Source organism: Priestia aryabhattai (assembly GCF_023715685.1).
GTDB lineage: Bacteria > Bacillota > Bacilli > Bacillales > Bacillaceae_H > Priestia > Priestia aryabhattai_B.
Map to the genome: position 1 here is coordinate 890,720 of NZ_JAMBOQ010000003.1, position 14,621 is coordinate 905,340.

At 34.1% G+C, this 14,621-nt stretch carries 15 protein-coding genes and 1 pseudogene; 11 read left to right on the plus strand and 5 right to left on the minus strand.

The window, feature by feature from the left end:
- Window positions 1-81 precede the first annotated feature (81 nt).
- The 3 genes from M3225_RS17640 (at window position 82) to M3225_RS17650 (ending at window position 2,569) form a co-directional block, all read left to right on the plus strand.
- On the plus strand, window positions 82-279 hold the full coding sequence (locus M3225_RS17640; protein WP_251395762.1) for a hypothetical protein: 198 nt from the start codon (window positions 82-84) through the stop codon (window positions 277-279).
- Between the two features lie 511 nt (window positions 280-790).
- Window positions 791-1,714 (plus strand): LysR family transcriptional regulator, encoded by a 924-nt coding sequence (locus M3225_RS17645; RefSeq protein ID WP_251396136.1) that lies wholly within the window; start codon window positions 791-793, stop codon window positions 1,712-1,714.
- A gap of 165 nt (window positions 1,715-1,879) precedes the next feature.
- Complete coding sequence (locus M3225_RS17650; protein ID WP_251395763.1) at window positions 1,880-2,569, plus strand: alpha/beta fold hydrolase; 690 nt, start codon at window positions 1,880-1,882, stop codon at window positions 2,567-2,569.
- 98 nt (window positions 2,570-2,667) lie between these two features.
- Here M3225_RS17650 and M3225_RS17655 read toward each other — a convergent pair whose 3' ends face one another.
- The 3 genes and pseudogenes from M3225_RS17655 to M3225_RS17665 form a co-directional block, all read right to left on the minus strand.
- Window positions 2,668-3,243, minus strand: coding sequence for a DUF4825 domain-containing protein (locus tag M3225_RS17655; RefSeq protein WP_251395764.1), 576 nt, complete (start codon window positions 3,241-3,243; stop codon window positions 2,668-2,670).
- 182 nt (window positions 3,244-3,425) lie between these two features.
- Window positions 3,426-3,539: pseudogene (locus tag M3225_RS17660) on the minus strand (IS6 family transposase); the annotation flags it as partial.
- A gap of 33 nt (window positions 3,540-3,572) precedes the next feature.
- Window positions 3,573-4,412, minus strand: a complete 840-nt coding sequence (locus M3225_RS17665) for an alpha/beta hydrolase (RefSeq protein WP_251395765.1) — start codon at window positions 4,410-4,412, stop codon at window positions 3,573-3,575.
- 393 nt (window positions 4,413-4,805) lie between these two features.
- On the opposite strand from M3225_RS17665, the gene M3225_RS17670 reads away from it, so the two are divergent.
- The 4 genes from M3225_RS17670 (at window position 4,806) to M3225_RS17685 (ending at window position 8,495) form a co-directional block, all read left to right on the plus strand.
- Window positions 4,806-5,582: an SDR family oxidoreductase gene (locus M3225_RS17670; RefSeq protein ID WP_251395766.1), complete on the plus strand. Its 777-nt coding sequence runs from the start codon at window positions 4,806-4,808 to the stop codon at window positions 5,580-5,582.
- A gap of 156 nt (window positions 5,583-5,738) precedes the next feature.
- Window positions 5,739-6,167 (plus strand): GNAT family N-acetyltransferase, encoded by a 429-nt coding sequence (locus M3225_RS17675; RefSeq protein WP_251395768.1) that lies wholly within the window; start codon window positions 5,739-5,741, stop codon window positions 6,165-6,167.
- Between the two features lie 34 nt (window positions 6,168-6,201).
- A complete protein-coding gene (locus M3225_RS17680; RefSeq protein ID WP_251395770.1) occupies window positions 6,202-6,399 on the plus strand; it encodes a hypothetical protein in 198 nt (65 codons plus the stop codon).
- 584 nt (window positions 6,400-6,983) lie between these two features.
- Complete coding sequence (locus M3225_RS17685; RefSeq protein ID WP_251395772.1) at window positions 6,984-8,495, plus strand: class I adenylate-forming enzyme family protein; 1,512 nt, start codon at window positions 6,984-6,986, stop codon at window positions 8,493-8,495.
- 122 nt (window positions 8,496-8,617) lie between these two features.
- Here the strand turns inward: M3225_RS17685 and M3225_RS17690 are convergent, their stop codons facing one another.
- Entirely contained in the window at window positions 8,618-9,823 is a 1,206-nt protein-coding gene (locus tag M3225_RS17690; RefSeq protein ID WP_251395774.1) for a macrolide family glycosyltransferase, read from the minus strand.
- Between the two features lie 342 nt (window positions 9,824-10,165).
- The gene (locus M3225_RS17695) at window positions 10,166-10,387 is read right to left on the minus strand and encodes a hypothetical protein (RefSeq protein WP_251395776.1); all 222 of its coding nucleotides are present in this window, start codon (window positions 10,385-10,387) and stop codon (window positions 10,166-10,168) included.
- 935 nt (window positions 10,388-11,322) lie between these two features.
- Between M3225_RS17695 and M3225_RS17700 the strand changes: the two genes are divergently transcribed.
- From M3225_RS17700 to M3225_RS17715, 4 genes are all read left to right on the plus strand, one after another.
- Window positions 11,323-12,096 (plus strand): TerC family protein, encoded by a 774-nt coding sequence (locus M3225_RS17700; RefSeq protein ID WP_251395778.1) that lies wholly within the window; start codon window positions 11,323-11,325, stop codon window positions 12,094-12,096.
- A gap of 1,018 nt (window positions 12,097-13,114) precedes the next feature.
- On the plus strand, window positions 13,115-13,312 hold the full coding sequence (locus M3225_RS17705) for a spore coat protein (RefSeq protein WP_251395780.1): 198 nt from the start codon (window positions 13,115-13,117) through the stop codon (window positions 13,310-13,312).
- A gap of 17 nt (window positions 13,313-13,329) precedes the next feature.
- Window positions 13,330-13,494, plus strand: a complete 165-nt coding sequence (locus M3225_RS29960; RefSeq protein WP_374109833.1) for a spore coat protein — start codon at window positions 13,330-13,332, stop codon at window positions 13,492-13,494.
- 490 nt (window positions 13,495-13,984) lie between these two features.
- Entirely contained in the window at window positions 13,985-14,311 is a 327-nt protein-coding gene (locus M3225_RS17715) for a general stress protein (RefSeq protein WP_251395782.1), read from the plus strand.
- The last annotated feature ends 310 nt before the right edge of the window (window positions 14,312-14,621 follow it).

Below are 14,621 nucleotides of genomic sequence, written 5' to 3' on the forward strand. Positions count from 1 at the left end.
TTGTATAACAATTGTAGGGGCATTAAGTATATATTTTTTCTTTTTTTCTACGACAGTTTTTATGTAACGAAAGAGGAGAATATGTTTGACACAAAGCTTTTAAGTGATACATATGGGAATTATGAATGTAGGGAGATGGCTGATCAAACAAAATATAACTCTAAGAAATATTTTAGAGCCTTTGGCAAAACACAAAATGGGGACTTTATTTATGCGATTAAAGGCGATCCTAAACATAAACAAGTTTTATTAATTGAAAATACAGAGATGCCTATATAGTTTTTATATTCTCGTCAATAAAGATGATAAAAAAGTGGTTTTAAGAACTTCTAAGTTAGATAAAGCGATACATTTTGGGGAGGGAAATTATTAGATACAAAAATAAATAAATTTTGTACCTAACCGGTACTGCAATTTTAATGTAGCTTATTAAAACAGCAAAAGAGAACCTTTAATTAAAGGTTTTCTTCTTGTTTTTAGGAATAATTTTGAACGTGGGAACTGAATTTACAACAAAAATTGATCAGCCTTACTTATTTAGTTACGATAAGCGCTCGAATGATTTCATTCCAATAGTATTTGAAGTTTTTTTCACTAGTATCTTTTGGCGTTAGACTGATTGATTCCTTTGTATTTTCTTTTTTTATAGTCATGATAATTTCCCCTTATCTCTTTATATTTAGTATGTTGTGGTTTTATTTACCATATTTTATAATGAAATTAATAATCGTAACAGATGAATATTACGATTGAAGCAATCGGAATATCCGATTATACAGAGGTGAGGGAAATCGAAATAAAACAACTGATTACATTCAAAACAGCTGCAGAAAACTTAAATTTTACATATACGGCTAAAATTTTGAATTTCGCTCAATCCAGTGTTACCGCTCAAATAAAAGCTCTTGAAAATGAACTTGAAACGCCTTTGTTTGAACGGCTAGGAAAGCGTTTAGTTCTAACAGAGGCCGGTAGAGAATTTAAAAGGTATGCCGATAAAATGATTCAATTGACTAAGGAAGCAAAAAACGCTGTAAGTGGAGTGGAGGAACCTACAGGTACGCTTATTATTGGATCTTCAGAAAGCCAGTGCACGTATAGATTGCCTCCAATATTGAAAGAGTTTAAGGACCAATTCCCAAAGGTTAAAATGATTTTTAAACCCATTTACTCACAAGAACAAACAAGAGCACAGCTGCTAGATGGAACTCTTGATATTGCTTTTACAATGGAGCCTATTCAGCATCAAGATGCAAATCTACATATGCAATGTCTTGTTGAAGAAAAATTAACAATTATAGCTTCTCCTGAGCACCCTTTAGCTGATAAAGCGGAAATTTATTTAGAAGATCTTGAGCATGAAACTCTTTTGTATACTGAATCAGGGTGTTCATATCGTGTAGTATTGGAAAACTTGTTTCGTGAGGCGGGTATTTGTACATCAACTAAATTTGAATTTGTAAGTGTGGAAGCTATTAAGCAATGTGTGATGTTAGATTTAGGTATTGCTATATTGCCTGAAGTAGTAGTAAAAGCAGAGGTTGAGAAAGGCATATTAAAAGAGTTAGTTTGTACTAAAGTTGATACGCCTCTTTATACACAAATGTTTTGGCATAAAGACAAATTTATGTCTCTTCCTTTACAATCTTTTATTCAATTGGCTTGTAATACCTTTAGCTTAGATTATAGAGGTGTTGAAATTAAGAATCTCTAGGTACATTACGCTGACTAAAGGTTTATAAAGGATATATAAAATAATCTAATATTATTTTTAATAAGATAAGAGGTGAAGGAAATCTTCATTCTTTCACTAATATATAGATGAACCTTAACAAACTAGATTTTAATTGGTGAAATCTAAATTAGGAGTTGATCTGATTTGGAAGTACGAGTGAATCAAATTGAGCTAAACGGTTTAACTTTTCAATATCGAGAGGCTGGGAAAGCCTCAGCACCCGCTATTGTTGCACTTCACGCTTTAGGAATGAGTGCAGAATCGTGGGACGAAGTAGCACCTGTATTAGGAAAGGAATATCGGTTTTTAGCTTTAGATCAGCGGGGACACGGTGGAAGCGAAAGAACCGGCACGTATACGTTTGAACTCATGTGTGATGACTTGCTTCAGTTTGTAAATGCGATGAAATTGGAGAGCTTTACGTTAATGGGTCATTCTATGGGTGGCACGGTATCCTATCTTTTTTCCGAGGCGTTTCCATCAAGGGTAGAACGGTTAATTGTTGAAGATACACCTCCACCTTTTACAGGAGAGAAGTTCGAAATCCCTTCCAAACCTCCTGGTTCTCTACCGTTTGACTGGGAGGTTGTACCTTCGATTCTTCAACAATTGAACAATCCGAACCCTAATTGGTGGGCAAGCCTTACAGATATAATCGCACCTACTCTCATCATAGGAGGAGGAGCCAGTCATATTCCTCAAGATAAATTGCAGGAAGTTTCTAAACGCATTCCAAATTGCAAGTTCGTAACGATAGAAGGGGCTGGACATGAGGTGCATACAGGAAACTTAACAAACTTCTTAACAGCTGTGAAAAGCTTCCTTGATTCGTGACTTTTTGGAGCTTTTTTCTAATTTAAAAGATTATTTAAGTAAATAGAGTGCAGATAAAGAGCCTTAAATACGGCTCTTTATTTGTTGTTATTCTTTTACTATAGAAATACCCTTAAAAAATTGTTCTCGAATAGCTTCTGATTTAACTGTTTTATTATCTTCTCATTGTTATCATCTATAAATTGCTGTGTTTTCTCTTTACCAAATAACTCATTGCTATCTGATAAAGTGTGAATGTTTTTTGAAATAAACTGTTCCATTTCTTCTCTAGACACTGAAAATTTTTGATTGTCTATTTTAAAGCTGTAACCTTCAGCATTAGGCACTAATATTGTTAGATAAATAGCATTGTAAAGAAAGTTTTTCTCTAATGTATTCTTATCGTCAAACCAATATTTTAATGTTTCATCTTCTGATAAAGAACCCGCTTTAGTACCATAAATTATTTTTGGTGCTTTATTATGTAAATCGATTTCTTTAAAAGTTTCTCCTCCAGGCAACGCTCTTATAATAGCTACCGCGTTAGAATTATCTCCAACATAAGTTCCGCCGTGCTCTTTAAGCTTTTTTACATCAACAGTACTAATACTTGTGACTTCTTCTTTTGAAGAACAGCCGGTTATGCCTACAGAGATTAATAATATTAAACAAAAAAGTACCTTAAAATATTTCATAAAAACCTTCATTTTCTTACTTTAATACCCTTATGTGGATATTTGGCGAACTATCATTGTATCGTAGATGTGAAGTTTTAAAAAGGTATAGGCACTTCTAATCCTTCTTACATTATTAGTTTTGTATAAAATAACTTTTGCCGTAGAGTATGTTTTTGTCTACTGTGAGTAGAAGGAAAGAACTTTGAAATATGAAAAGGCGGCAAAGCTTTCTTGAAAAAGTGCTTTGCCGCCTGCATTTCTCTTGTTTTACTTAGATAAAAATTAATTGAATTTTCTTCTGAATAAACGGCTTTCCTTGGAATTTTAGGGCACAGACTAGTCTGCTTTTAGGAGCTAATCCCTACAATTGATTCGATAATTTGTGTCCAGTCCTCACTATGGATTTCATGTCCTGCACCCTCAAGAGCTATTAATTTAGCATGAGAAATAGCATTTGCGAGAGCAAGCCCATGTGCGTATGGCAGCGCTGGATCTTTTGTTCCATGAATTATAAGCGCAGGTATAGTAATTTCATTCGATCTGTCATAATATTGGCCTCCTCCTTGAAGCAAAACATGGTTAAATCTACTCGGCAGCTGTTTGGCGCGGGCAGCTTCTCTTTTTGCTAACTTATACATTCTTTCCTTTTCATAAGGTTTTGTTCCACTTAAAGTTTTCCATCCACCTGCTAGGTAGTGAACGGTTGCCTCTTGATTTGACCAGTCTATGGAAGTGCTCTTCGTGTGATAATCAAGTATGCGCTGATCCATTGGCGGCAATTTTTCCGCTTCCGTTCCAAATACGCTTGATGCAATTAAAGTAAGGGAGTCTATACGTTCCGGATATCTAAGAGCAAGGATTTGGCCTATCATCCCGCCCAAAGACATGCCCACAATATGAGCTTTTCCTACAGAATAAGCATCTAAAACGCCCACTGCGTCATCAGCCATATCCGTTATTGTATAGTTAGAAGTACCGGGTGGGTAAGTGGTAGATCGGCCTAGATCACGATGGTCGTAACGAATAACAAATCTATCCCGTTCAGCGAGGCGAAGACAGAAGTCTTCATCCCACCAATCTAGCGAGGACATCGCTCCCATTATTAAAAGTACAGCAGGGTTTTTAGGATTCCCAAAACTTTCTGTACAAATCTCCACGTTATCAATTTTTAGTATCTGTTCATTCATCAGCATACCTCCTCTTTAGTGTTAGAAAAATGAAAAGCAGCCCTTTATTCAGTTCTCTAAAATGAGGATATTTCCTTTTAAAATTTTATTTGGGGAATCCATTATTCTGCCTATCTCTTTACCTTTTTGTCACAGAGTCAAATATAAAGGCTATGAAAATATAACTAAGGGAAGAGAAAGAACATAAACTTGTTAAAAATCGAGAGTTTGTTACCTCTAATATGTTCTGGATTAACTAAAATAGGGCAGGAAAGTTGAATGCACGTATGGAAAACTACTTATGTAAGGTGAAATAAGAATAAATAATTACTATGGAGAGCTCTGCACGAGGTTGATAAATCCTCTGTAAATAGAAAAGAGCTTGAGTTTTATCTTTCCTTGAGGAGATGCTTTATGAAACGATTAATAAATAAAATTGCGATTGTTACTGGCGCTAGTCGAGCCCAGGGTATCGGTACTGAGATATGTCGGGAATTAGCTAGAGAAGGGGCAGATGTTTTTTTCACTCATTGGTCAAAATATGATCGTTCGATGAATTATTTCATTGAGGATGATTTCAATTGGTCGAAGCATCTTATGGAGGAAATTCGCAGTCTAGGAGTACGATGTGAATCAATGGAATTGGACTTATCCGAAAGCGCTGCACCAAAAAAGCTACTTGATGCAGTTCAACACAAACTGGGTTCTCCATCAATTCTTGTAAATAATGCAACACATTCTGTGGACGTAGATTTTCGTTCTATAGATGCTGATACTCTCGACGCTCATTATAACGTGAATGTTAGAGGAACATGTCTTTTAACAGTTGAGTTTGCTAGACAAATTGAAGGTAAGCACGGCGGTCGAATTATTAATATGGTGTCAGGTCAAGATAAGTCACCTGAACCTGGAAATTTGGCTTATGTTGCAACCAAAGGTGCGGTTTCTACATTTACTAAATCAGTCGCTATTGAATTAGCACCTCTTAAAATTACTGTCAATGCTGTAGATCCTGGACCAACTAACAGTGGGTGGATGAACAGTGAGTTGAAGGAAGCTTTACTGCCGAAGTTCCCGATGGGTCGACTTGGTGAGCCTAGAGATGCCGCCAGATTGATTGTCTTTTTAGCAAGTGAAGAAGCGGAATGGATTACCGGACAAATTATCCACTCAGATGGAGGCTTTTGGTGAGTTCACGTTCTAGTAATTTTCCGCTTTTCTGACAGATTTTTACATTAAACATGCAGCTAAAATAATGGTGTTAAAGATAGACTTTATTTGAAAAAGCAAAAAACAAACTTTCATTAAGGGCGTCTATAAAATCCTTTATGTAAAGGAGCACTCGGTATGCAAATCATTAATATTAAAGAACATGTAGAGTATAAAGATAAAGCTATCGAATATATTCAGAGTAAATGGGCGAGTAAAGATAGTTTAAAACTTTATGAAGACTGTATTACATATAGCTTAAAAACAAATAGTCGTCTTCCAGTCTGGTATCTGTTAGAAAATCAAGGGAAAATTATTGGCTGCGCAGGGCTTATTACCAATGATTTTATAAGTCGTATGGATTTATGGCCCTGGGTATGTGCTCTTTATATTGAAGAGAATTATCGAGGTAATTCCTTGGATGAAAAACTTCTATTGAAACTGAAAGAAGATACGAAAAATGCCGGGTTTGATAATCTTTATTTATGCACAGACCACGTTGGATACTATGAAAAGTATGATTTTTCATATATAGATATGTTTAATAAAGCTAAAGTTAAGAGCTGAATTTACGGTTTCTCATATCAATACTCTTTTAAAAATGATTCAAGAAGACCTAGGCTTGGCCATAGCTCCTAAATTTTCATTAACAAGTATACCTGAAGGAATTGCTATAAAAAAATTAGAACCAAGATTTTGTAGAGAAATCGCACTAGCAGTTCCAGCATTAAAAGAAGCGTCCATTGCTGTAAAGTTATTTATTAAGGAAATGAGAAATCTAGATAGTGAAGCTGAATAAGAAAATGAAAAGCCTCTCCAATATTTTACCAAATTAAAGTCTTCTTCAACTAATAGAGAGAAAAAGAATAGCTAATAAAAAACATTTCTTAATTTTGAGGGATCACTTCATTCGATACTTGATTGGGTCCTTTACTTATGTACTGGTAACACTTGTTATAGCATGGAATATAGATTTGTCCTGATTATTTCTCTATATGATATGTATGTTAACTTGAAAATCGTGTAATAAATTGAGTAAATAATAATAATGAAAGCTCAATTGATTTATAACATATAAAAAATGACATAGTTTTAAATGGTATTGAAAAATTTACATATAGTAACTCTTTAAGTTGTAAAAGCGCTAGTTATTTGGAGTATAGTACGCTATGGATATTTAGTTTCAAGATAAATGATGAATAAATAATACGTATCTTTTACACGATAAGTAGAAATGATACGTATTTTTCAAACACCCCTCAATTAACGTTTGCGTTAACGTCAATTGGGGGTACTATAGTTTATAGAAACAAGAATGGTTAAAATGAAGCACCATTTAAACATTATTCAAACTGGTAATCATCATTAAAGGAGAGAGCTATCATGTATACACTTGGAGAACTATTAGAGCAAAGGGCTAAACAATCTGCTGAAAAAGAGGCCTTAATTTGGAGCACGTCTTTTTACACATTTAAAGAATATAATGAACGTGTCAATCAACTTGCTCATTATCTCTTAAGCCATAGTGTTAAAAAAGGAGATCGAATTGCAATTCTTTGTCAAAATAATCATCCGTTTCCTACCATTCTGCTAGCTGCATTAAGAATTGGAGCCGTAGCGGTTCCCATTAGCTGGCAGCTTACGAAGTATGAAATTATAGATATTTTAGATAGTGCAGAACCTAAAATTATTTTCTACGATCAAAAATTTAATGAGGTCATTCCTTTTGAATCTGAAATATTAAATAACGTTGTGACTGTACAAGTAGGTAGAAAAAATAGCGTGGATACAGTTGAAGAATATGATGAAATTTTTTCTACTTACTCTACACAAAATCCAAATATACATGTCTCCCAAGATGACCTAGCTATGCTTCTTTTTACTTCTGGAACAACTGGTAACGCAAAAGGCTGTATGATTGAGCATGGTCACGTGTATTCTTATATACAACCGTCAAGTCAACGAATAGACTACAAAGAGGATGGTCGATTTCTTGCCTCGCATCCTTTTTATCATATGAGTTCTATTAATAATATTTTGAAATCTGCTTCCAATGGAATGGGGTTATTCCTATTGTCAGATCCTACATCAGAAATCATTTGGGAAACGATTAAAACTCATAAAATTACTATGATGTTAGCGTTTCCTTCTATGTATATGCAAATGCTTGAAATAGTAAAAAATGCAGATCCAAAGAAATCTTCGCTAAAGGTTGCTATTGCTGGAGGGGCAAAAGTTCCTGCTTATCTTATCGAGGAGTATAAAAAATTAGGAATTAGTATGATACAAGGGTATGGAAGTACAGAAGCATGGACAGTTAGTGTATGGACACCGGACATGGGGAATGAAAAAATCGAATCAGCAGGTAAGCCTCTTTCCGGTGTGGAAGTGAAGATTGTTGATCCCTACTCAGGAAAAGAAGTAAAAACAGGAGAAGCTGGAGAGATTATTATAAAAAGTCCCTATTCTTTTAAAGGCTATTGGCATAATCAAGAGGCAACTGACAAAGTGCTTCGAGATGGTTGGTTCTATATGGGGGACGCTGGAAAGATAGACCACGATGGCTTTTTGTATATTATGGGACGTTATAAAGACGTTATTGTATATGGCGGCGATAATATCTATCCAGATCAGGTCGAAGAAATAATTGAGCAAATAAATACCGTTATAGAAGCTGCTGTAATAGGGGTAGAAGATCCTGTCTATGGGGAAAAACCCAGAGCATATGTGGTAAAAGATCCTGATTCTCCTTTAACAAAAGAAGATATTCTAAACTATTGCAGGGATCGTTTGGCAAGTTACAAAATTCCAGAAGTTTATTTTATTGATAAACTTCCTAAAAACCAACTCGGCAAAGTATTAAAAAGGAAACTGAAGGATAAAATTTTTAACTGAAAAGTAAAACCCTTAAACTGATTAGCTAAATTCTAAAAGATGATAAAGAAGCGTCCTTCTATTCAAAAAAGAAGCCTTGTTGTAAAAAAACGAAGGCTTCTTTTTATTTTATATTCTATATACTAATTATTTTTAGTAACATTCTCTTTAAAATTCAAAATAGCTTCTACTGCTTTTTTATATCCTCCAGCCTCCTTTAAAGACTTTCCAACTTCTAAACTTTTCTCTTTAAATGCAGGGTTTGATAGTACTTGTTCTGTGGCATTTCTTAGTGTAACAGCATCTAGTTCGTGACGGTTGAGCTGTAATCCAGCTCCTAATTCTTCAATTCGTTTGGCGACTATCGGTTGATCCCCCATAACAGGAATAACAAGAAGAGGAATGCCAAAATAGAGGCCTTCACTGGAACTATTCATCCCCCCATGGGTAATGAATATGTCAGCTTGTTGTAGTATTTCTAACTGCGGTACATAATTACGCACAATGAAATTAGCTGGAATATCTTTGAATTGATCAATACCAGTTTGTTTTCCTATTGATAATATAACTTTAGCAGAACTCTTTCCAAATGCTTCAAAACAAGTCCTATATAATTCAGGTTGTTGATTAAATACTGTTCCCATCGAAATAAAGATAAGTTTATCATTAGAAATATTCTCTAAAGATAAAGGTTCTATATCCTTCCGTGAGGCAATAGAAGGCCCAACAAAAATAAAAGAATCATCAAACTTTTCAGCATGAGGTTGATATAGCTTGGAGGTGTATACAAGAGTGATATCCCCAGGACACGACATCAGATTTTGTTTATCGTTGAGTGTTACTCCATATTTTTGTTTCCATTTTTTTGATATCTCTTCAACTTCTTTATATTTTGGAGATGTTTTATCAATTTCTCCTCTACTTTTCATAAGGCTCAAAAAGACTTCTTCATTGATAGCAAACGTTGTACAAGAAGATACTTTAGGTATCTTCAATACATCGGCGATGATCCATCCTGCAGCGAAATTATTGTCATAAATAACATAATCGTATTTTTCATTGCTTATCTCCTGTAGAACAGTCTCTATAATTTTATCCATGGAACGTCCCATATGTAATAGCATTTCAAGAGGGTCTACTCTTTCTGTCATCCTTTCCACCATATCTATATTGTGTATAAAATTTTCATAAGGACGAAAAGAAGCTCCAGTTTTTTTTATTTTGTTTTTATATTCCTCTACACAGTAATAGACGACCTCTTCTCCCTTTTTCACCAATTCTTCCACTAGTGCAATTGTAGGATTAATGTGGCCTTCTCCAGGAAAATTGAAAAATAAAACTTTTCCCATCTGAACTCCTCCTTTTTTGTAATACAAGTAAGATAGTGTGAATAATTTACCTTATTATACCATCAAATATTTTTCTGTACCTTATATATTTATAGTGTGCTTAGAACCTATTGTATTTTGGTACGATAAATTATGGTGGGATTACTTATGAAGTATATTTGCCGAAGGAATCGTTATCAATGCAGGGGATAGGGGACATAACAACTAGGCAATAAGAGGCTAGTTTAAACGAACCGGAGATGATCAAAAACAGCCTTTAATACAGTGGCGATAGTCAAAAGCATGGACTGAATCCAGTCCACGCTTTTATGAGGAGAGCTATATCACCTTAAAGCAAAAATATTAGTTAGAAAGTTTGCTGATATCAGAGTAACAAATACGAAGTGTATTCTCATACTCAGATTCGTATCCTGTAAACACCAGCTTTCTTTCTTTGTTATTATAGTGAAATCCGAATTTCTTTAAATCATTTCTCAATATATCTTCGCTAATTTTAATGGAAGAAGCAATATCTTCATAAGTAGCACCATTATTTAGCTTTTGAATAATCTCACCTATTAACAAGTTACAACCTCCAGTAGCATACGTTTCTTAAGTAATAATTTATCCTAAATAGTTGCTTTTATGAAATACAAGTAAGGATTAACACTTTAAATGAGCTTTATATTAAAAGAAGTGTAGAAAGCTACATGTTTCTACTGGTGAATTATTCTTCTTGTCCTTGCACTTCTAGCTAATAATAGTAAGTATCACTCTGTTTTATTACCTGGATTTGCTTAAAAAGTAAAAGTTGCGAGGGTCTATTTTTATTTAGTATAAATCTGAAAGTGGGCTTTCTGGGTTTGAAGGTGTGCCAAATCGTTTGAACCTTACATGAACTGGGACTACATGAGAGTAAGTGACGATCCTGGTTCAAGAAGTATCTATTAGATTTTTAGAGGCTAGCTCTGGTAATATAATGATCCGAATTGGGAATCCAAATTAGAATTAGCATAAAAATTAATAAGTTCGGAATAAAAAAGAATTAATAACTGAATTAGGAGGGCCTGAAAAAACGGCTCAGGCTCTAGTAGATCTTTTTTGGGTAGGGATTAGTCCTAATTGACCTTTTTATTCCATCGTACAAAGAAGAAATAAAGAACGGCTAAAAAATATTGATCAATATTTTTTAGCCGTTCTTTTAATTGGCCGCAAGTACTTTGTAAGGCAAGCCGCAAATAATAACAATTACCTATTAACTATCCAACTTATATAAGGGTGTTGGTTCAATGTGTTCATTAACAATTTGAAAAAGCGAAGTTATATAGTATAAACGTAAAAAGTCCTTCAAAAAATTTAATAATATGGTTTTTATTTGTATTTTAAGCAGTATTGCACAGAAGATTAGTGTTAAAATAATGAAAGTCTCATTTTTAGGAGTGCCTTTAGGATATATGGTTATTCTATTCTAAATAAAACTTTTAGCATAACAGCTTACATTTTGGAAAGGAGAAAAGTGTATGGAATCTATTTGGCTCGAATATGCATGGGCATTATTGATTCTAATCGGGTTAGAAGGGTTATTATCAGCTGATAATGCTCTTGTACTAGCAGTTATAGCCAAACATTTACCCGATGATGAGAAAAAAAGAGCGATTAATTACGGCATTCTTATGGCATTCATTTTTCGGTTTGTAGCTCTTTTTGCCATTTCATTTATCGCCAACGTCTGGTGGATCCAAGCCGTAGGAGCAGCTTATCTTCTGTATCTAGGTTTGAAGCATGTCATTAAGGCACGGCTTGGGAAACACAATGAGAATATTCATAAGGATGATGAAAAGGAGTCTGCTGGAAAGGGGTTCTGGCCGACAGTGGGGAAAATTGCGTTAGCTGACCTTGCTTTTGCAATTGATTCTATTTTAGCTGCGGTGGCTATAGCCCTTGGACTTCCGGATTCACAATTTGGAGAAATCGGTGGTATGGATGGAGGGCAGTTTGCAGTTGTAGTTCTTGGAGGGATTGCTGGTCTTATCCTAATCAAATTTGCAGCGACCTGGTTTGTACAACTCCTTAAAAAGCGACCTGCCTTAGAAACTACAGCATATGCCATTGTTGCCTGGGTAGGTGTGAAACTTGCTGTTATTACTCTTGCGCATAAAGATATTGGTGTCTTAGATCCTCATTTTCCCCATAGCACCACTTGGACCCTGATTTTCTATGGAGTATTAGTTGGTATCGCTCTATTGGGTTGGTTTGCACCGGGCAATAAGTCATCAGAGAAACCATCGGCCTAAAAGATAATCAAGTGCTATACGCAACCGTAAATTAGACTTCTATTAGACATTATCATTTTTTATTATCTTATAGAAAGTACGCACCCTAAATTTATCAATCAACCTTACTTTTTCCATCCAAACGGAGCTTCATTTTTAACATTTAAAAGCATGTTTAGATTCTATAGAAAGAATCGATTTTGTTGATTCATACGTGGCTATCAAGTGCGTTAATCCAAGCAGGGTTAACGCACTTTTTAATTGAAACTATTGCGCAAACGAACCTGGTTATCTTATTTATTATTTTTGTACCTTTTAAGATAATCAGTAAAATAGTAAATTAAGAAAATTCCAATAAAAAGACCAATAAGACTTTCTATTTGAACATCTTTTTCTCCAATTAATTGGCTGTGAATTAATCTGAATATAACACCAACGAAAGAAAGAACAACACCGGTGAGGGTAATACGTAAAAAGTTAATAAAATCACACCTTTTTCTAAAGTGTATTACCCTCGTTGAATATATTAAAAAGGCTTAGGGATAAAAATTTACACTTTAAGGTTCACTGAAGAATTGCATATCAGGTCTAAAGAGCTTTACGCTGTAATGGAATATAAGGGGAGTTATAACAAATTAGGAAACGCTTATTCTCAATTAAAGCAACTTATTAAGGAAAATGGCTATTCAGTAGCGGGGAATGCCTATGAATTGAGTTAATTGGTTATTACATGGTTAAAGATAGAAACTCATTTGTAATCCAAATATCAATACCCGTAGTGAAAGAACATCATAAAAGAAGACCAAATCATTAACGATTTGGTCTTCTTCATTTTCATACGTACCTACCACATTTTTTGTCATGAGTAGTTCTTCCTTCTAGTAGAGAGAATGGTTTAGAGGAGTAAATTCGTTTGTGTTAATTATAGTACCTCTGTTTCTCTTTCTAAAATTTCAAAAAAATAAGCAATAATTGTTTAAATGGTAATGATTTGGGAATATGATTCACAAGTCAAAAAAATGACAAGGAGGATGCAAACATGGCAAAGGAATTAGCTATGCACGAAACGCTAGAAGTTCATGAAATCTTAACGCTTAAAACCTCATGTGTAACAAAAGGAACAGCGATGCTGGAATTGGTAGAGGATGAGAATTTAAAAAAGATTCTTGAAGAAGATGTTCAAACATCTACTGAAGCGATTAAAGAATTGAAAAAAATCTTAAAGAAAGCTCAATAAATAGGAGGGGTAGAAAAATGGCCACTAAAAGTACTCTTACTAAAACATTAGATGATCTTGCAATTGCGACTGATTTATTATTATCAGCTAAAAATGGTGTACGAACATATGCGGTAGCGCTTACAGAAACGGCGACGCCCGACGCCCGAAGTTCGAAAGGTATTAAAAAAGCAATTAGATAAAGCCATCGAGCTTCATGAAAAGATTGCCCAATATATGATTGATAATGAAATGTATCATGCCTATGATGTAGAAGAACAAGTAAATCACGATTTAGAAAAGGCAGATAAAGCGTTAGATTTAGCGAAAGGTTAACTAAAATTCCCCTCTGACAATAGAGGGGGAATTTTTTTGAGGAAAATTATTTAATTTAACACCATAAATTAAATGCTTAATCCGAAACTCCTTCTATGGCAATTATATGGTTAGAAAGAAAAGAACATAAGAGAGTTAAGGTTACATAAAAAATTCTTTTTCGATATGTCTAAAGAGGAAAAGAAGTCTATATTCTATTCCCTTGAAAGTAGATAATCCAACCTATTTTATACAATATTTAGCTGATGGTTTGAAGTCTTTTATCCTATATCTGAATAGATTGGTTTTAATTGGCTGATGAAGGATACACCTATTAGTAGAACGACATATTCTATGGGGACAGAGGAGGAGAAAATAGTGAAAGAAATTAAAGTAGCAGAAAATAGTGGTCAGGCAAATAAGTTTATTGAAGAGTTTTTTGCCAACGGGTTTAGTAAAAGTGAAATTTATTTGTTGACCTATAATAAAGAGCGCTCGGAATATTTAACAAATACAACAAATACAAAAGAATATCGAGCTTCTGAACAAGGAATTTTTGAATCTGCAGTTAATAAGTTATTTTCTCGTGAAGATGAACTTCATTCTAAAATGGCCTCTTTAGGTTTAACCCAAGAAGAAGCTAAACAATGTGTCGGTGAAATGAAACAAGAACGTATAATAATTATTGCAAAAAAAGATATGTAATGGTTTTCCCTTGCAATAACTTTTGAAGAAACTAAGTAATCGAAAAAAATTAGTAAATCTTACTAGCATGTTGCTTTATATATAATATTTGTTCTTCTGTACGAATGTTTTATGAATCGGAAAGATACTGAACTAAAAGTATTTTACTAGAGTCGTTTACTAATCTCATATGGAGGTGAAAGGATAATGATTCAATTTTTTGGTATCCACATAGGGACGTTATACTTTCCTACAAGTATCCTTCTAATTACTTTGTTAGTTCTAGTAGGTTTTATTATCTATTTTCTTAGTAGAAGAAAAAGAAATAGAG